This window comes from Mycolicibacterium mageritense (assembly GCF_010727475.1).
GTDB classification, from domain to species: Bacteria; Actinomycetota; Actinomycetes; order Mycobacteriales; family Mycobacteriaceae; genus Mycobacterium; species Mycobacterium mageritense.
This window is the reverse complement of record NZ_AP022567.1, coordinates 7,413,494-7,431,410: the sequence shown is the minus strand read 5'-3', so window position 1 is coordinate 7,431,410 and position 17,917 is coordinate 7,413,494. Positions and strand designations below refer to the sequence as shown.

Below are 17,917 nucleotides of genomic sequence, written 5' to 3'. Positions count from 1 at the left end.
AGCCAGCGCCGGGCCGGCTTCATGGCAGCATGTTGAGCCATGACGTTCAGGATCGGGGCCGCCCGGGTCGGTGCGCTGGTGGCGGTGGTGGCACTGGTGCTGGCCGGTTGCAGCCGAGTGGTCGACGGGAACGCGAAGATGGCGGTGCCGCCGCCCGGCACCCCGGTGCAGTGGATGCCGTGCGCGGGCGGCTCAGGCAACCAGGTGCCGATCCCGGCGGGTGCCGAGTGCGGCATGCTCTCGGTGCCGGTCAACTACAACAAGCCCGACGGTGATGTCGCGCAGATCGCGATGATCCGTTTCCCGGCAACGGGGCAGAAGATCGGTTCGCTGGTGATCAACCCGGGCGGGCCGGGCGAGTCCGGCGTCGAATCCGCGGTTTCGTTGCTGCCGAGCCTGCCGCAGGCCATCAAGGAGCGCTTCGATCTGGTCGGCTTCGACCCGCGTGGCGTCGCGCTGTCGAACCCGGCCGTGTGGTGCAACTCCGACGCCGACAACGACCGCGTGCGGGCCGACCCGACGGTCGAGTACACCCCCGAAGGCGTCGAGCACCTGGAGAACGAGACCAAGGCGTTCGTGCAGCGGTGCGTCGACAAGGCCGGAATCGAATTCCTGGAGAACGTCGGCACCGACAACGTCGCCAAGGATCTCGACGCGATCCGCGGGGCGCTCGGCGACGACAAGCTGACCTACCTGGGCTACTCGTACGGCACGCGCATCGGCGCGACGTACGCCGAGCAGTTCCCGCAGAAGGTCCGCGCGATGATCCTCGACGGAGCGGTGGATCCCAACGCCGATCCGGTCGAGGCCGACATCCGGCAGGCCGCGGCGTTCCAGAAGGCGTTCGACGACTACGCCGCCGATTGCGCCAAGAGCCCGGACTGCCCGCTGGGCACCGACCCGGCCAAAGCCGTGGATGTCTACAAGGAGTTGGTGTACCCGCTCGTACAGACGCCTGCCAAGACCCGGGATCCGCGTGGGCTCGGCTACAGCGACGCGATCGTCGGGACGATCCTGCCGCTGTACTCGCCGAACCTGTGGCGCCACCTCACCGATGCCCTCACGGGCATCAAGAACGGCAACGGCGACCTGATGCTCGCGCTGGCCGACCTGTACATGGGGCGTGACGCCAAGGGCCACTACAACAACTCGACCGACGTGCGTGTCGCGGTCAACTGCATGGACAAGCCCGCGATCACCGACCGCGCAGTCGTGGTGGAGCAGGACCGCAGGCTGCGCGAGGTCGCCCCGTTCATGAGCTACGGCGACTTCACCGGGCACGCGCCGCTGGGCACGTGCGCGTTCTGGCCCGTCAAGCCGACCAGCACCCCGCACGAGATCAAGGTCGACGGGTTGCCGCCCACGCTGGTGGTCTCGACCACCAACGATCCCGCGACGCCGTACCAGGCCGGCGTGGACCTGGCCCGCCAGCTCGGCGGCACGCTGGTGACCTTCGAGGGCACCCAGCACACCGTGGTGTTCCAGGGCAACACGTGCATCGACGACATCGCGACCAAGTACCTGATCGATGTCGCGGTGCCGCCCGCGGGCACCAAGTGCTGAGATCCCGTTGACCGCAAGGTCACCGATTGGTTGCCTACTGATCTCTGCTCGGCTTCGGACCCGTCCGGCGTGTCCCAGGCGTGCGACCATGTCAGCCGTGCGGTGGGCCGGGACGCGAGGAGCAACACGACTACTGGCAGCGGCACTGCTCATGACGCCCCTGATGGCCGCTCCGGCCGCGACGGCCTCGCCCGAAGGCACGTCGGCACAGCCGTACGGCGAACCGCCGCTGTGGGGGAGTTGTGCCAACTGGGTATCGGACACCTCGGCGATCCCGACGGCACAGTGCGGCACCGTCGCGGTGCCGGTCGACTGGGACGACCCGGCGAATGCCCAAGGCGCACAAGCTGAATTGGCCGTCATCCGGGTTCCGGCCAGCGGCGACAAAATCGGCGTGCTGATGGTCAACCCGGGCGGCCCCGGCGCGTCGGCGGTGGACACCGTCGCAGGCATGGGTGCCGCACTGGCCGGCACCGAGATCGGCCGCCGGTTCGACCTGGTCGGGTTCGACCCGCGCGGCGTCGGGCATTCCACGCCGCAGCTGCGGTGCCGTACCGATGCTGAATTCGACGCGTACCGGCGCGAATCCATGGTCGACTACAGCCCTCAAGGCGTCGCGCACATCGAAGGCCTGTACCGGCAGTTGGCGCAACAGTGCCTGGACCGCATGGGTGCGCCGTTCCTGGCGAACATCGGCACCGCGTCGTCGGCGCGGGACATGGATGCGGTACGGGCCGCGCTCGGCGAGAACCAGGTGAACTACCTGGGTTTCTCGTACGGCACCGAACTCGGCGCGGCCTACGCCGAGCAGTTCGGCGACCGGGTCCGCACCATGGTGCTCGACGGTGCCATCGACCCCAGCGCCGACCCGATCACCAAGACGATCCGCCAGATGGCAGGTTTCCAAAAGGCTTTCGACGCCTACGCCGCCGACTGCGCCAAATCCGCGGGGTGCCCGCTTGGCACCGACCCGGCGCAGTTCGTGAGCCGCTACCACCAACTCGTCGATCCGTTGGTGACCCGGCCGGGCGTCACATCCGATCCGCGCGGTCTGAGCTATCAGGACGCGGACACCGGCACCGTCAACGCGTTGTACTCGGCGCGGTACTGGCTGTACCTCACGAGCGGCCTGCTCGGGCTGCAACGCGGCACCGACGCCGGCGATCTGCTGTTGCTCGCCGACGACTATCAACACCGCAATGACGCGGGCCACTACCAGAACCTGCAGGACGCGTTCACCGCGATCCGGTGCGTGGATTCGCCGTATCCGACGGATCCGACGGTGTGGGCCCAGGCCGATCAGCAGATCCGCCAGGTCGCCCCGTTCTTGGCCTACGGCGAGTTCACGGGCTATGCGCCGCGGGACATCTGCGCGCTGTGGCCCGTGCCGCCCACGTCGGCGCCGCATCAGGTGCGCGGCCCGGGGCCCGGCAAGGTCGTGGTGGTGTCGACGACAGGCGATCCGGCCACGCCGTATCAGGCCGGCGTGGAGCTGGCCCGCCAGATGGACGCGTCGCTGATCACGTTCAACGGCACACAGCACACCGTGGTGTTCAACGGCGACGCGTGCGTGGACAGCGCCGTGCTGCGGTTCTTCGTCGACGGCGTGCCGCCGTCCGACGGGCTGCAGTGCTGACGGAAGCGGGTTGAGGCGAAGCTGACTCGGCCGCGTAACACGGATTTAACAGCCGGTGCCTACGCTGCGGTCATGGACCGCCAGAAGGAATTCGTGCTGCGCACGCTGGAAGAACGCGATATCCGCTTCGTCCGGTTGTGGTTCACCGATGTCCTTGGCTACCTCAAGTCGGTCGCGATCGCGCCCGCGGAGCTCGAAGGGGCTTTCGAGGAGGGCATCGGCTTCGACGGTTCCTCGATCGAGGGCTTCGCGCGGGTGTACGAATCCGACACCGTCGCGCGGCCTGATCCGTCGACGTTCCAGGTGCTGCCGTGGACCACCAGCGGCGGCAAGCACTATTCCGCGCGCATGTTCTGCGACATCACCATGCCCGACGGTTCGCCCTCGTGGGCCGACTCGCGGCACGTGCTGCGCCGCCAGCTCGCCAAGGCCAGTGACCTCGGATTCTCCTGCTACGTGCATCCCGAGATCGAGTTCTTCCTGCTGAAGCCGGGGCCCGACGACGGCACGCCGCCGGTCCCGGCCGACAACGGCGGCTACTTCGACCAGGCCGTGCACGACGCGGCCCCCAATTTCCGCCGCCACGCCATCGATGCGCTGGAGCAGATGGGCATCTCGGTCGAGTTCAGCCACCACGAAGGCGCGCCGGGCCAGCAGGAGATCGATCTGCGGTATGCAGACGCGCTGTCGATGGCCGACAACGTGATGACGTTCCGGTACCTGGTCAAGGAAGTCGCGCTGGCCGACGGTGTGCGGGCGTCGTTCATGCCCAAGCCGTTCGCCGAACATCCCGGCTCGGCCATGCACACCCACATGAGCCTGTTCGAGGGCGACACCAACGCGTTCCACAGCCCCGACGACCCGCTGCAGCTCTCCGACGTGGCCAAGTCGTTCATCGCAGGCATCCTTGAGCACGCCAGCGAGATCAGCGCGGTCACCAACCAGTGGGTGAACTCCTACAAGCGGCTCGTGCACGGCGGCGAGGCGCCCACCGCGGCGTCGTGGGGCGCGGCCAACCGATCGGCGCTCGTGCGCGTTCCGATGTACACGCCGCGCAAGGCGTCGTCGCGCCGCGTCGAGGTGCGCAGCCCCGATTCGGCGTGCAACCCGTACCTGACGTTCGCAGTACTGCTGGCCGCCGGGCTCCGTGGCGTCGAGAAGGGCTATGTGCTGGGCCCGCAGGCCGAGGACAACGTGTGGAGCCTGACTCCCGAGGAGCGCCGGGCGATGGGTTACCGCGAGCTGCCGTCGAGCCTCGGAAACGCGCTGGAGTCCATGGAGAACTCCGAGCTGGTGGCAGAAGCGTTGGGGGAGCACGTATTCGACTACTTCCTGCGCAACAAGCGCGCAGAGTGGGAGAACTACCGCAGCCACGTCACGCCGTACGAGCTGAAGAACTACCTGTCGCTCTAGAGTGTCGGGCCGATGGCCGCGCCGGTGCGCTACCGTCGTGACCGTGGCCAAACCTGCTACCGAACGCCCCAAGCTGCCCAGTGTCGGACGGCTCGGGCTCGTGCAACCGCAGGCCGCGGCCGACCTGGACCGGCTGGGCTGGAACACCGACGAGCACGTCGAACTGTTGTGGTCGCTGTCGCGCGCCCCGGACGCCGACATCGCGGTGTCCGCCATGGTGCGCCTGGCCGAGGCGCCCGGCGCCGACTGGGACGAACTGAACCGTGCGCTGCTGACCGATCGCGCGCTGCGGGGCCGGCTGTTCGGCGTGCTCGGGTCGTCGCTGGCGCTCGGTGACCACCTGGCCGCTCATCCACAGTCCTGGCGGCTGCTGGCAGGCGACGTCGAGTTGCCGAGCGCCGAACAGCTGCACCAGACATTCACCGAGGCAGCCGAGGGCGCTGAAATCTCAAGGGGCACCGGCTCTGCGGTGCCGGCGCTGCGCGACCTGTACCGGGACCGGCTGCTGGTGCTGGCCGCGCTCGACGTCGCGTCGACCGTGGAGAACGAGCCGGTGCTGCCGTTCGTCACCGTCGGTGAGCACCTGTCCGATCTGGCCGACGCTGCGCTGGGTGCGGCGCTGACCGTGGCCAACCGGGTGGTGTGCGGCGACGGGCCCAGGCCCCGGCTCGCGGTCATCGCGATGGGCAAATGCGGTGCGCGCGAACTGAACTACGTCAGCGATGTCGACATCATCTTCGTGGGTGACGACGTGGAAATAGACGGGGTGAACGACAACCTCGCACTGGCCACCCGGGTGGCCGGCGAGATGATGCGGTTCGCGGGTGACGCGTTCTTCCAGGTGGACGCGGCGCTGCGGCCCGAAGGCAAACGCGGCCAGCTGGTGCGGACGCTCGATTCGCACATTGCCTACTACCAGCGCTGGGCCAAGACCTGGGAGTTCCAGGCGCTGCTCAAGGCGCGTCCGGCCGTGGGGGATGCCGAGCTCGGCACCGCGTACTCCGACGCGCTCATGCCCATGGTGTGGACCGCTTGCGAGCGTGAGGATTTCGTTCCCGAGGTGCAGGCCATGCGCCGTCGCGTCGAGGAACTGGTGCCTGCCGGGGTGCGGGCCCGCGAGATCAAGCTCGGCACCGGCGGGCTGCGGGACGTCGAATTCGCGGTGCAGCTCCTGCAACTGGTGCACGGCCGCAACGACGAGTCGCTGCACGTGGCGTCGACGGTCGACGCGCTCGCGGCGTTGGGGGCCGGCGGCTACATCGGCCGGGACGACACCGCCAACATGACGGCGTCCTACGAGTTCCTGCGGTTGCTCGAGCACCGGCTGCAACTGCAGCGGCTCAAGCGGACCCACATGCTGCCCGACGAGAGCGACGACGAGGCCTACCGCTGGCTGGCCCGGGCCGCCCACGTGCGCCCCGACGGCAGGCACGACGCCCAGGGCGTGCTGCGCGAGGAGTTGAAGCGCCAGAGCCTGCGGGTTTCGCGGCTGCACGCCAAGCTGTTCTACCAGCCGCTGCTGGAATCGGTGGGCCAGCCGGCGGTGGGCATCGGTGCGGGTATGAGTGCCGAATCCGCCGAACGTCAGCTCGCCGCACTGGGTTACGAAGGTCCGCAGAGCGCACTGACCCACCTGGCGGCGCTCACCGGGCAGAGCGGGCGCCGCGGGCGCGTGCAACAGGTGCTGCTGCCGACACTGCTGGACTGGCTGTCGGACACCCCAGACCCGGATGCGGGCCTGTTGGCCTACCGCCGCATCAGCGACGAGCTGTCCGAGCAGCGGTGGTACCTGTCAACCTTGCGCGATGAAGGCGCGGTGGCCAAGCGACTCATGCGCGTGCTCGGCACGTCGGCCTACATCCCTGAGTTGCTCATGCGTGCACCCGAGGTGCTCCAGCTCTACGCGGACGGTCCCAACGGACCCAAACTGCTCGAAGGTGATCCGGACAGCGTTGCGCGCTCGCTGGTGGCCTCGGCCGGACGGCACTCCGATCCGGTGCGCGGTATCGCGGCCGCACGCACGCTGCGCCGTCGTGAACTGGCCCGGATCGCGTCAGCCGACGTGCTGGGACTGCTCGAGGTCACCGATGTGTGCCGGGCCCTCACGTCGGTGTGGGTCGCGGTGCTGCAGGCCGCGCTGGACGCGGTGATCCGCGCCAACACCCCGGAATCGGGCCCGCCCGCGCGGCTCGCCGTGATCGGCATGGGCCGGCTGGGCGGCGGCGAGCTGGGGTACGGCTCGGACGCCGACGTGCTGTTCGTGTGCGAGCCGACCGCGGGCGTCGAGGAATCCGTCGCGGTCAAGTGGTCGGTGAGCATCGCCGAACAGGTACGCGCGCTGCTGGGCACGCCGAGTGCCGACCCGCCCCTCGAAGTGGACGCCGGCCTGCGGCCCGAGGGGCGCAACGGTCCGCTGGTGCGCACCCTGGCGTCTTACGAGGCGTACTACGCGCAGTGGGCGCAGCCATGGGAGATCCAGGCGCTGCTGCGCGCGCACCGCGTGGCGGGCGATCTTGAACTCGGTGAGCGGTTTCTGCTCATGGTCGACAACACCCGGTATCCACCGGGCGGCGTTTCGGCCGAGGCGGTTCAGGAGATCCGGCGGATCAAGGCACGCGTGGACGCCGAACGGTTGCCGCGCGGCGCCGACCCCAACACCCACACCAAGCTGGGGCGTGGCGGGCTCGCCGACATCGAGTGGACCGTGCAGCTGCTGCAACTGCGCTACGCGCACAAAGTGCCTGCGTTGCACAACACGTCGACGCTGGAGACCCTCGACGCGATCGGCGCGGCCGAACTGGTCGCCGAGGGCGATGTGGAGCTGCTCCGGCAGGCGTGGCTCACCGCGACGCGGGCCCGCAACGCGCTCGTGCTCGTGCGCGGCAAGCCCACCGACCAGCTGCCGGGCCCGGGGCGCCAGCTCAACGCCGTGGCGCTCGCGGCGGGCTGGGGCAGCGACGACGGCGGCGAGTTCCTGGACAACTACCTGAGGGTGACACGTCGGGCCAAGACTGTGGTGCGGAAGATTTTCGGCGGCTGATCCGCTGGCTGCGCGGTCAGGGCGCGTAACTGCGAGTGGGTCACGTCCTGACCGCAGAATCAACGTGTTAGTAAAGATGCGTGGACCATACGTTCGACGTCATCACCGCTGCCGAGCACGACCGGCTGCAGGCGCTCTTCGAGCCGTTCGCCCAGGCGGTGCGCGAACTCGTGGATGCCGGAGTCCGCACCGAGGTGGACTCGCACACCATCGCCCAGGCCACCGCGGCCGTCGAGGCCGTCACCGCATCGCTGCGCCGCGAACAGCGCGACGGGCCGCAGGCCATGCTTCACGCCGTCACGGGCAAGCCCGTGGTGTGGGCGAACCCGGTCGTCGGTTTGCGCAACGCACTGGCCCCGCCCCTGGTGATCGAGCATGCCGACGACGGCAGCTGCTGGAGCGAATTCGTCCTTGGCGCGGCCTATGAGGGGCCACTGGGCTGGGTACACGGCGGCATCTGCGCGCTGGTGCTCGACCACATTCTCGGAGAGGTGGCCAGTGATGGCCTCAACGAGCCCCGCTACACCGGCACCATCACGTGCCGGTACCGCCGCGGCACGCCGCTCGGGCCGCTGCGTGCCGAGGCCTACATCGACCGGACGGAAGGCGTCAAAACCTTTGCGCGGGGCCACATCAGCGACGCCGAAGGGATCACGGTCGAGGCCGAAGGCGTGTTCATCACACCGGCGTGGGCGCGGGACGCCGGATGAGATTCTATGTGGCGACCGGCTTCCTCGACACCGGGGAAATCGTCGAGATCGCCAAGGCCGCAGACGATCTCGGCTATGACGGGATCGGCATCCCCGATCACATCGTCAACCTGGAGACACTGTCCACACCATATCCGTATACGCGCGACGGGCAGCGCCGGTGGCAACCGTTCACACACTGGCCCGACCCGTGGGTGCTGGTCGGTGCGCTGGCACAGGCCACCACGCGGCTGAAGTTCGTCACCACGGTGTACGTGCCCGCCATGCGTGATCCCTATGCCGCCGCGAAAGCGATTGGTACCGCGGCATTCCTTGCGGGCGGCCGGGTCGAACTCGGCGTCGGGGTCGGCTGGTGCGAGGACGAATTCGCCTTGGTGGGGCAGCGCTTCGATCGGCGGGGCAAGCGCACGGACGAGATGCTGGAACTGCTGGCCGAACTGTGGGCGCCGGGCTGGACCGAGTTCCACGGCGAGTTCTACACCGCGCCCAGGCTCGAGATGGAGCCGTCGCCGCCGCCCATCCCGGTCTACGTCGGTGGGCTCAGCGAGGTGGCGCTGCGCCGGGCCGCGCGCCACGACGGCTGGATCGGTGACCTGATCTCGACCGAACGGGCGGTGGCCGCGGTCGACAGGTTGCGTGACCTGAGGGCCGAAGCCGGTTTGTCCATGGACGATTTCACCGTTTTGACGCCGTTGACCGACGCGGTGACGGTCGCCGATTACGAGCGTGCCGAGGCCGGCGGGATCACCCACATCTTGACGATGCCGTGGGCGTTCTACGCCGGCCTCGACTGCACGCTGGCCGACAAGATCGACGGGATGGCGCGGTTCCGTAAAGACCTGCGGCTGGACTAGCGTTTGCCGCGCACCGCGTCCAGCGCGTACGCGCCGCCGCCGATCGCGGCGAGCAGCAGGAAGCCGAAGCAGTACAGCACCGCCAGCTCGCCGCCGTTCTCCAGAGGCAGCAGGCCCTTGGGCTGATGCTGGGTGAAGTAGGCGAACGCCATCTCGCCCGACGAGATGAAGGCCGCGATGCGGGTGAACAGCCCCAGCATGATCAGCAGGCCGAGCACCAGCTCGATGACACCGGCGTACCAGTAGGGCCAGGTGCCGACAGGCGTTGCGCCGCTTCCCGAATCCACCGGCCAGGCAAACAGCTTCGAGGCGCCGTGGATGGCGAACAGGAAGCCGAACACTATGCGGAACAGGCTCACCACGGCAGGCGAGATCGAGGTGAGGCGGGCGTCCAGGTTGGTCGTCATAGGCAGACAATACGCGCAGACACCCAGGTTTCTCACAGCTCGAGCAGCACCGTTACCGGCCCGTCATTGACCAGTTCTACCTGCATCATCGCGCCGAAAGCACCCGTTTGGACCTCGGCGCCGAGCTGTTCAAGGGCCTCGGTGAACTCGATCACAAGCGGTTCGGCGACCGGCCCGGGAGCCGCCGCGTTCCACGAGGGCCTGCGCCCCTTCGCGGTGTTGGCGTAGAGCGTGAACTGGCTGACCACCAGGATGGGCGCGGAAACATCCGCGGCCGATCGCTCATCGTCGAGAATCCGCAATTGCCAGAGCTTTTCGGCCATCTTGCGGGCCTTTGCGGCATCGTCGTCGTGCGTGACCCCCACCAGGGCGAGCAGGCCCTGCCCGGCCGGCTTTATCGCGCCGACGACCTCACCGTCGACCGTCACGCTCGCAGACGTCACCCGCTGCACCAGAACACGCACCGGTCCATTGCACCAGAAAGGCCGGGCCACACCCGAATCGGATGTGCCCGGCCTTGCCGGCGTATGACGACTTACACGTCGTAGTAAAGGGCGAACTCGTACGGGTGAGGCCGGATCTGGATCGGCATGATCTCGTTCTCGCGCTTGTAGGAGATCCAGGTCTCGATCAGATCCTCGGTGAACACGCCGCCCTCGGTGAGGTATTCGTGATCCTCTTCGAGCTTGTCGATCACCGCGGCCAGCGAGGTCGGAGCCTGCGGGATGTTGGCGGCCTCGTCCGGCGGCAGCTCGTAGAGATCCTTGTCGACCGGGGCCAGCGGCTCGATCTTCTTCTTGATGCCGTCGATGCCTGCCATCAGCATGGCCGCGAACGCCAGGTACGGGTTACCCGAGCTGTCCGGGCAACGGAACTCCAGGCGCTTGGCCTTGGGGTTGTTGCCGGTGATCGGGATACGGACACAGGCCGAGCGGTTGCGCTGGCTGTACACCAGGTTGATCGGGGCCTCGTAGCCCGGCACCAGACGCTTGTAGGAGTTCACCGTCGGGTTGGTGAACGCCAGCAGCGACGGCGCGTGGTGCAGGATGCCGCCGATGTAGTGGCGCGCGGTGTCGGACAGGCCCGCGTAACCGGACTCGTCGTGGAACAGCGGCTTGCCGTCCTTCCACAGCGACTGGTGGGCGTGCATGCCGGACCCGTTGTCACCGAACAGCGGCTTGGGCATGAACGTGACGGTCTTGCCGGCCTGCCACGCGGTGTTCTTGATGATGTACTTGAACAGCAGCACATCGTCGGCCGCGTGCAGCAGCGTGTTGAACTTGTAGTTGATCTCGGCCTGCCCCGCGGTGCCCACCTCGTGGTGGCCGCGCTCCAGGGTGAACCCGGCGTTGATCAGGTTGGTGGCCATCTGGTCGCGCAGGTCGACGTAGTGGTCGTACGGGGCGACGGGGAAGTAGCCACCCTTGGGGCGGACCTTGTAGCCGCGGTTGGCGCTGCCGTCGGCTTCGAAGGGCTCGCCGGTGTTCCACCAGCCGGACTCGGAATCGACCTCGTAGAAGGTGCCGTTGATCTGCGAGTCGAAGCTCACCGAGTCGAAGATGTAGAACTCGGCCTCGGCGCCGAAGAAACAGGTGTCGGCGATGCCGGTGCTGGTCAGGTAGTTCTCCGCCTTGCGGGCCACGTTGCGGGGATCCCGCGAGTAGGCCTCGCGCGTGAACGGGTCGTGCACGAAGAAGTTCAGGTTCAGCGTCTTGGCGGCCCGGAACGGGTCGATGCGCGCGGTGTCGGGGTCGGGCAGCAGCATCATGTCGGATTCGTGGATCGACTGGAAGCCGCGCACCGACGAACCGTCGAACGCGAGTCCGTCTTCGAACACGCTCTCGTCGAACGCCGTTGCCGGGATCGAGAAGTGCTGGACGACGCCGGGGAGATCGCAGAAACGAATGTCGACGTACTCGACGTTTTCGTCCTTGATCAGCTTGAAGATGTCGTCGGACGTCTTTTCTGCCACTTAGTGTTCTCCTTTACTGGTAACCCGCGGCTTGACGCTAAGGACACGATGTTGCGCAGTCGTCAACCGTATGTTGCGCGGACGTTACGCAATTGCCGGTGACGGTGACGAGCAACCGTTCGCCGGGCTGCACCTATCCTGGCAGCATGGCGCGCTCAATGGGGACTTGGCTGTCCGGCCCCGGTCCGTTCGATGCCGGCGACGGTTCGGACGGCTCCACCGATGCTTCCGAAAAATACCCCGGTCAGCGCCTCGGGCTTCCCCAGACCGGCCCTGGATCGCTGGCCCGCACCGGCCGTCGCATAGGAGCGTTGTTCCTCGACTGGCTCGTCGCCTACGGGCTCGCCGGGCTCGCGATGGCCGCGGGCTGGGTGTCGATGGCAACGCTGTCGACGGCCGTGCTGGTGATCTGGATGGTGCTGGGAACCGTGGCGGTTCGGCTGTTCTCGTTCACACCGGGGCAGCTCGCGCTCGGCCTGGTGGTGGTGCCGGCCGACGGCCGCGACCACGTCGGTATCGGCCGCGCGTTCGTGCGGATGGTCTTGATCGCGCTGGTGATCCCACCGCTGGTGACCGACACCGACCTGCGTGGCCTGCACGACCGCGTGACGTTCACGGCCGTGGTGCGCCGATAGCTCAGCGCCGGCGCACGGTGCGCTGCACGCCGCGCATCTTGGCCGCCGACGGCATCGGGCCCTTGGGCATGGCGGCCGGGCCGACCTTCGAACCGAGCGCCGCCAAGCGTGATTCCAGCGAGTCCATCTGCTTGACCGTGATGTTGGCGGGCAGTTTGGTCAGGTGGCGTTCGAGCTTGGACAGCGGCACCTCACCCTCGCCGTTGCCGACGATGATGTCGTAGATCGGGATGTCGCCGACCACTCGAGCCGTGCGCTTCTTCTCTTGCGCGAGAAGCGGTTTGACGCGCGACGGCGAGCCTTCCCCGACGAAGATCACACCCGGCCTGCCGATCACGCGGTGCACCGCGTCGAAGTGGCCCGTGGCCGCGACACCCGCGGTGACCCGCCACTTGCCCCGGAGGTTGTCCAGCGCCCACGCGGCCGCGCCGGTCTGGCCCTCGGCCTTGCGGTACACCGATTTCTGGGCCCGCCTGCCGAAGATGATGAACGCCACGAGCACGCCGAGAACCACACCGAGCGGGGGCAGGGTGTACATGGTCAGCCCGCCGATGAGGATGCCCGCGACCACGGCGAGGGCGACGATCAGCACGAACGCGCCGATCATGTACGGCAGCAGCCGTTTGTCCTCTTTGCGCTGGATCTGGAAGGCCTGCCAGAGCTGACTGCGACGCTGCTTGGAGGCCGCCTTACGGGCGGCCTTCGCCTCGGCTTTTGCCGCCTTCGACTCGGCGGCATTGCGGGATTTAGCCATTACATCAGGATACGGGGGGCCGGTCCGCGAACCGAACCCGTGCGGCTTGTGTGTAGAGCTTGCCTGCGCGGTAGGAGGAGCGGACGAGGGGTCCGGCCAGGACGCCGGCGAAGCCGAGGTGTTCGGCGTAGTTGGACAGGGCGACGAATTCGTCGGGGTGGACCCAGCGTTCGACGGGGTGGTGGCGTGGGGAGGGGCGGAGGTATTGGGTGATGGTGATGATGTCGCAGCCGGCGTCGTGCAGGTCGTGCAGGGCGGTGTGGATTTCGTCGGTGGTTTCGCCCATGCCGAGGATGAGGTTGGATTTGGTGACCAGTCCGGCGTCGCGGGCGGCGGTGATGACCGCGAGGCTGCGGTCGTAGCGGAAGGCGGGGCGGATGCGTTTGAAGATGCGGGGTACGGTTTCGACGTTGTGGGCCAGGACTTCGGGGCGGGAGTCGAAGACTTCGGCGAGCTGGTCGGGGTGGGCGTTGAAGTCGGGGATGAGCAGTTCGACGCCGGTGTGGGGGTTGAGTGCTTTGATCTGGCGGACGGTTTCGGCGTAGAGCCAGGCGCCGCCGTCGGGTAGGTCGTCGCGGGCCACGCCGGTGACGGTGGAGTAGCGCAGGCCCATGGCTTGGACGCTTTCGGCGACGCGGCGGGGTTCGTCGCGGTCGAGGGCGGCGGGTTTGCCGGTGTCGATCTGGCAGAAGTCGCAGCGGCGGGTGCATTGTTCGCCGCCGATGAGGAAGGTGGCTTCGCGGTCTTCCCAGCATTCGAAGATGTTGGGGCAGCCGGCTTCCTCGCACACGGTGTGCAGGCCTTCGCGGCGGACCAGGCCTTTGAGTTCGGTGTATTCCGGGCCCATCTTGGCGCGGGTCTTGATCCACGGCGGCTTACGCTCGATCGGCGTCTGCGCATTACGCACCTCAAGCCGAAGCAGCTTGCGTCCCTCTGGCACCACAGTCACTGGTTCATCCTACGTTCAGGGCCACCGCGAGGCGGCCGTCGAGCGCGTCGCACACCTTGTCGGCAACCCGGTCGATCACGTCGTCGACCGTGACGCGGCGACCCAGCTCGGCCGTCAGCGACGTCACGCCCGCGTCGGTGATGCCGCACGGGATGATCGACGAGAACGCCGACAGGTCGCAGTCGCAATTCAGGGCAAACCCGTGCAGCGTCGTCGCGTGGGACACGCGGATGCCGATCGCGCCGACCTTGCGGGCCGGCCGCAGCTCGTCGCCCGGCACCCACACCCCCGAGCGGCCCTCGACCCGGCCCGCGGCCAGCCCGAGATCGGCGCACACCGCGATGAGCGCTTCTTCAAGGCGCCGAACGAAATTCACCACGTCGAGCGGTTCGGTCAGCCCGATGATGGGGTAGCCGACGAGCTGGCCCGGGCCGTGCCAGGTGATCTTGCCGCCGCGGTCGGTGTCGACGACGGGTGTGCCGTCCATCGGGCGCTCGTGCGGCTCGGTGCGCTTGCCCGCGGTGTACACCGCGGGGTGCTGCAGCAACAGCAGGGTGTCCGGCCCGCCCGCGACCCTGGCCTCGGCGATCTCCCGCTGCAGCTGCCACGCCGCCTCGTAGTCGATGGTGCCGAGTCTTCGGACGTCGACCGAGGTGGTCGCCGAGCGGATGGATGTCACAGGCTTGACGGTACTCCCAAGCCGCGTGTCGATCGCAGTCACAGATCCTTCGGTGCGGTCGCGTAGGCGAGAGCCTCACCCACGGTGTTGTGGTGGAACTTGAAGTCCGCCCGCTCGAGCGCCGCGGGGATGGCCCGCTGGCCGCGCAGCAGCCCTTCGTCGGCGAACTCGCCGAGCAGCGTCCGCAGCGCGAACCCCGGCACCATGGCAGGCGTCGGCCGGTTGAGGGCCCTGCCGAAGGCCGCGGTGAACTCGGCGTTGGTCACGGGCGCGGGTCCGGTCATGTTGACCGGGCCGGCAATGCTGTCGGTCCGGATCGTGTAGAGCACCGCACGGATCTCGTCTTCCAGGCTGATCCACGGCAGGTACTGCCTGCCGTTGCCCAAACGGGCGCCCAGACCGAGGTAGAACAGCGGCTTGAGCCGACTGAGCATGCCCCCGGAGGGGGACAGCACCAGCCCGGTCCGCATCAGCACCACCCGGGCCCCGGCCTCGGCGGCCGGGGCGGTGGCGGCTTCCCAGTCCTGGCACAGCTGGGCGAGGAACCCGTCGCCTGCCGGCGCGGACTCATCGGTGACGTGGTCGCGGGTGTCGCCGTAGAAGCCGACCGCGCTGGCGTTGACCAGCACCGGAACCCCGGCGTCTGCCACGGCGCCTGCCAGCACCTCGGTCGGCCCGATGCGGCTGTCGCGCAAGCTCTGCTTGAACGCGCCCGACCAGCGCTTCTCGCCGACGTTGACGCCGCACAGATTGACCACGGCGTCGACGCCCTGCAGGGCCCCGGCGTCGAATTCACCGGTGTCTGGGTTCCAGAACAACTCGTCGGCATTCGACGGTGCCCGCCGCACGATCCGCAACACGCGGTGATCTGCGGCGCGCAACGCCGATCCCAACGCCGAGCCGATGAGACCCGAGGACCCCGCAATCGCGACGACTGCTCGGTTGTCTCCCGTGGCCACCGCTATCTACAGCCCCAGATCGGCCTCGAACGCACCGTCTTCAAGCCTGCGCTTGATGGTGGTCACGAAGCGTCCGGCGTCGGCGCCGTCGATCAGTCGGTGGTCATAGGTCAACGGCAGGTAGCACACCGACCGGACACCGATCGACTCGTTGCCGTAGGCGTCGGAGATCACGCGGGGCCGCTTGACGATCGCCCCGGTGCCGAGCATGGCCGCCTGCGGCGGAACCAGGATCGGGGTGTCGAACAGCGCGCCCTGGCTACCGATGTTGGTGATGGTGAACGTGCCGCCGGACAGCTCGTCGGGCTTGAGGTTGCCCGAGCGGGCGCGCGCGGCGATGTCGGCGATGGCGCGCGCGAGCCCGCCCAGCGACAGGTCACCGGCGTTGTGGATCACCGGCGACAGCAGGCCCTGGTCCGTGTCCACCGCGAAGCCGAGGTGCTCGGCGTCGTAGTAGGTGATCTCCTTGGTGTCCTCGTTGTAGCTGGCGTTGACGTTCGGGTGGATCTTGAGCGCGTCGATCACCGCACGCGCGATGAACGGCAGGTAGGTCAGGTTCACGCCTTCGCGTTCGGCGAAATCGGCCTTGGCGCGGGCCCGCAGCGCCACGATCTTGGTCATGTCGACCTCGTGGGTCTGCGTCAATTGCGCTGTCGCCTGCAGGGATTCGCGTGTCTTCTTGGCCGTGATCTGACGGATCCGGTTGGCCTTCTGCGTGGTGCCCCGCAGGTGGGCCAGCGCGGGTGCGGGCGCGGCGGCAGGCGCCGAGGGTGCGGGTGCGGCGGGGGCAGCGGCCGCGGGTGCCGGGGCAGCCGGGGGTGCCTTCTTGGCCTCGGCCGCGGCGAGCACGTCCTGCTTGCGGATGCGGCCACCGACCCCGGTGCCCTTCACCGACGCAAGGTCGATGTTGTTCTCGGCGGCCAGCTTTCGCACCAGCGGCGTGACGTACGGCGCGCCGTCGGTGGCGGGAGCCTCGGCGGCCGGTGCAGCCGCCGGGGCGGGAGCGGGCTTGGGTTCGGGCTTGGGTTCCGGTTTCGGTTCCGGCTTGGGCTCGGCCTTGGGTTCCGGCTTGGGCTCGCGCTTGGGTTCCGGCTTGGATTCGGGGGCAGGCGCGGCCGCGGGGGCCGAACCGGCCTCACCGATCTTGGCCAGTTCGCCACCCACGGAGACGACGTCGTCCTCCTCGGCGGTGATCGAGAGCAGGGTGCCGGCCACCGGGGACGGGATCTCGGTGTCGACCTTGTCGGTGGACACCTCGACCAGCGGTTCGTCGACGCCCACGGTGTCGCCGACCTTCTTGAGCCACCGGGTCACGGTGCCCTCGGTGACCGATTCACCCAGCTCGGGCATCACCACGGAGGTGGCCGCACCGGACGACGCGGCGGCGGGCTGGGCGGGGGCCGCGGCGGCGGGCTCGGCCGCGGGGGCGGCCTCGGGCTCCGGCTCTGGTTCGGGCTCGGCCTGCTCGGCGGGAGCCGCGGACGGAGCGGTCGAGGATTGTTCGCCTGCGTCGCCGATGACGGCGAGTTCGCCACCGATCTCGACGGTGTCGTCCTCCTGCGCGACGATCTTGGTCAGCACACCCGCCGCGGGGGACGGGATCTCGGTGTCGACCTTGTCGGTGGACACCTCGAGCAGTGGCTCATCGAGTTCGACCGTGTCGCCCTCCTGTTTAAGCCAGCGGGTGACGGTCCCCTCAGTGACACTCTCACCTAGTGCGGGCATCTGGACGGAGATGGCCATGTGTTTTGACTCCCTCGGACGGTCACTTGTGACGACTCGAACTCTGGCTTACCACAGCAAGGTGCACTGGGTGCGGCACCTAGATGGATTGTCCGGACCATCCTGTCACTGCGCAGCGTTCTGCTCTAACTCAGGGTTGCCGCAAGCTCTGGCACTATCGAAACAAGGGTTCGCTGCGACGGGCCGAGGTGAGGAGGCAGCTGGATTGGGGCTGTTCGACAGGTTGCGCCGGGGCGCGTCGGCGCGCTCGGCGGCCGGTGCCGACAGGGACGCCGATCTGCGTTATCTGCGCCAGTGGGTTGCCGACCATCACGGGGTCGAAGCGTTTGTCGAACCGAAGACCACCGTCACCGAAGTCACCGTGGTGCTGGTTGCTGCCGACGGGGAGTGGACCCGGCGGCGGGCCGGTGGCGACGCGGGCGCCCGACGCCTCAGCGACCGACTGCAGATACCGGTGTACGACGTGCAGAAGGTCGGCTACCCACAACGCATGCGTGACTACGACGCCCGCCGCCGGATCGAACGGCAACGCGCCGCGAGGCGGGAGTTGGACGAGCGCTAGAGTCGAAGAAGCCGATACCACTGGTATGAGCTACTGGACGT

16 protein-coding genes are annotated in these 17,917 nt (G+C 68.3%); 8 read left to right on the top strand and 8 right to left on the bottom strand.

The window, feature by feature from the left end; genetic code table 11:
* The first annotated feature begins 39 nt into the window (after window positions 1–39).
* From G6N67_RS35930 to G6N67_RS35905, 6 genes are all read left to right on the top strand, one after another.
* A complete protein-coding gene (locus tag G6N67_RS35930; protein ID WP_036438977.1) occupies window positions 40–1,563 on the top strand; it encodes an alpha/beta hydrolase in 1,524 nt (507 codons plus the stop codon).
* An 88-nt stretch (window positions 1,564–1,651) separates the two neighbouring features.
* Entirely contained in the window at window positions 1,652–3,199 is a 1,548-nt protein-coding gene (locus G6N67_RS35925; RefSeq protein WP_036438980.1) for an alpha/beta hydrolase, read from the top strand.
* Between the two features lie 72 nt (window positions 3,200–3,271).
* Entirely contained in the window at window positions 3,272–4,612 is a 1,341-nt protein-coding gene (gene glnA / locus G6N67_RS35920) for a type I glutamate--ammonia ligase (RefSeq protein WP_036438983.1), read from the top strand.
* A 37-nt stretch (window positions 4,613–4,649) separates the two neighbouring features.
* Complete coding sequence (locus tag G6N67_RS35915; RefSeq protein WP_110798645.1) at window positions 4,650–7,652, top strand: bifunctional [glutamine synthetase] adenylyltransferase/[glutamine synthetase]-adenylyl-L-tyrosine phosphorylase; 3,003 nt, start codon at window positions 4,650–4,652, stop codon at window positions 7,650–7,652.
* 80 nt (window positions 7,653–7,732) lie between these two features.
* The gene (locus G6N67_RS35910; RefSeq protein ID WP_036438986.1) at window positions 7,733–8,362 is read left to right on the top strand and encodes a PaaI family thioesterase; all 630 of its coding nucleotides are present in this window, start codon (window positions 7,733–7,735) and stop codon (window positions 8,360–8,362) included.
* Entirely contained in the window at window positions 8,359–9,216 is an 858-nt protein-coding gene (locus G6N67_RS35905; protein WP_036440419.1) for a TIGR03619 family F420-dependent LLM class oxidoreductase, read from the top strand. Before G6N67_RS35910 ends, G6N67_RS35905 begins: the two co-directional genes overlap by 4 nt.
* On the opposite strand, the gene G6N67_RS35900 is transcribed toward G6N67_RS35905, so the two are convergent.
* The 3 genes from G6N67_RS35900 to glnA (G6N67_RS35890) all read right to left on the bottom strand — a co-directional run bounded on the left by G6N67_RS35900 (window position 9,213) and on the right by glnA (G6N67_RS35890) (window position 11,595).
* A complete protein-coding gene (locus G6N67_RS35900) occupies window positions 9,213–9,623 on the bottom strand; it encodes a DoxX family protein (RefSeq protein WP_036438989.1) in 411 nt (136 codons plus the stop codon). The two genes, G6N67_RS35905 and G6N67_RS35900, sit on opposite strands and share 4 nt — an antisense overlap.
* A 32-nt stretch (window positions 9,624–9,655) precedes the next feature.
* Entirely contained in the window at window positions 9,656–10,087 is a 432-nt protein-coding gene (dtd, locus tag G6N67_RS35895) for a D-aminoacyl-tRNA deacylase (protein WP_036438992.1), read from the bottom strand.
* 71 nt (window positions 10,088–10,158) lie between these two features.
* Window positions 10,159–11,595: a type I glutamate--ammonia ligase gene (gene glnA, locus G6N67_RS35890; RefSeq protein ID WP_036438995.1), complete on the bottom strand. Its 1,437-nt coding sequence runs from the start codon at window positions 11,593–11,595 to the stop codon at window positions 10,159–10,161.
* 146 nt (window positions 11,596–11,741) lie between these two features.
* Between glnA (G6N67_RS35890) and G6N67_RS35885 the strand changes: the two genes are divergently transcribed.
* Window positions 11,742–12,230 carry an RDD family protein gene (locus tag G6N67_RS35885; protein WP_036440422.1) on the top strand — a complete coding sequence of 163 codons (489 nt, stop codon included), beginning with the start codon at window positions 11,742–11,744 and terminating at the stop codon, window positions 12,228–12,230.
* A gap of 1 nt (window position 12,231) precedes the next feature.
* Here the strand turns inward: G6N67_RS35885 and G6N67_RS35880 are convergent, their stop codons facing one another.
* Genes G6N67_RS35880 through sucB form a run of 5 tightly spaced genes read right to left on the bottom strand, consistent with a single transcriptional unit; the run spans window position 12,232 to window position 17,314 of the window.
* A complete protein-coding gene (locus G6N67_RS35880; RefSeq protein ID WP_036438998.1) occupies window positions 12,232–12,984 on the bottom strand; it encodes a DUF4191 domain-containing protein in 753 nt (250 codons plus the stop codon).
* A gap of 4 nt (window positions 12,985–12,988) precedes the next feature.
* The gene (gene lipA, locus G6N67_RS35875; protein WP_036439001.1) at window positions 12,989–13,933 is read right to left on the bottom strand and encodes a lipoyl synthase; all 945 of its coding nucleotides are present in this window, start codon (window positions 13,931–13,933) and stop codon (window positions 12,989–12,991) included.
* Window positions 13,934–13,937: 4 nt separating this feature from the next.
* Complete coding sequence (lipB, locus tag G6N67_RS35870; protein WP_036439004.1) at window positions 13,938–14,612, bottom strand: lipoyl(octanoyl) transferase LipB; 675 nt, start codon at window positions 14,610–14,612, stop codon at window positions 13,938–13,940.
* 38 nt (window positions 14,613–14,650) lie between these two features.
* Window positions 14,651–15,571, bottom strand: coding sequence for a TIGR01777 family oxidoreductase (locus G6N67_RS35865; RefSeq protein WP_036439006.1), 921 nt, complete (start codon window positions 15,569–15,571; stop codon window positions 14,651–14,653).
* A gap of 6 nt (window positions 15,572–15,577) precedes the next feature.
* Entirely contained in the window at window positions 15,578–17,314 is a 1,737-nt protein-coding gene (gene sucB, locus G6N67_RS35860) for a 2-oxoglutarate dehydrogenase, E2 component, dihydrolipoamide succinyltransferase (RefSeq protein ID WP_163642429.1), read from the bottom strand.
* 205 nt (window positions 17,315–17,519) lie between these two features.
* Between sucB and G6N67_RS35855 the strand changes: the two genes are divergently transcribed.
* The gene (locus tag G6N67_RS35855; RefSeq protein ID WP_036439009.1) at window positions 17,520–17,876 is read left to right on the top strand and encodes a hypothetical protein; all 357 of its coding nucleotides are present in this window, start codon (window positions 17,520–17,522) and stop codon (window positions 17,874–17,876) included.
* The last annotated feature ends 41 nt before the right edge of the window (window positions 17,877–17,917 follow it).

Bases quoted from the DNA above. Each gene is read 5' to 3' on its own strand.
- G6N67_RS35930 (WP_036438977.1), top strand. From the start codon at position 40: ATGACGTTCAGGATCGGGGCCGCCCGGGTCGGTGCGCTGGTGGCGGTG.
- G6N67_RS35925 (WP_036438980.1), top strand. From the start codon at position 1,652: ATGTCAGCCGTGCGGTGGGCCGGGACGCGAGGAGCAACACGACTACTG.
- glnA (WP_036438983.1), top strand. From the start codon at position 3,272: ATGGACCGCCAGAAGGAATTCGTGCTGCGCACGCTGGAAGAACGCGAT.
- G6N67_RS35905 (WP_036440419.1), top strand. From the start codon at position 8,359: ATGAGATTCTATGTGGCGACCGGCTTCCTCGACACCGGGGAAATCGTC.
- G6N67_RS35900 (WP_036438989.1), bottom strand. From the start codon at position 9,623: ATGACGACCAACCTGGACGCCCGCCTCACCTCGATCTCGCCTGCCGTG.
- G6N67_RS35885 (WP_036440422.1), top strand. From the start codon at position 11,742: ATGGCGCGCTCAATGGGGACTTGGCTGTCCGGCCCCGGTCCGTTCGAT.
- G6N67_RS35880 (WP_036438998.1), bottom strand. From the start codon at position 12,984: ATGGCTAAATCCCGCAATGCCGCCGAGTCGAAGGCGGCAAAAGCCGAG.
- sucB (WP_163642429.1), bottom strand. From the start codon at position 17,314: ATGGCCATCTCCGTCCAGATGCCCGCACTAGGTGAGAGTGTCACTGAG.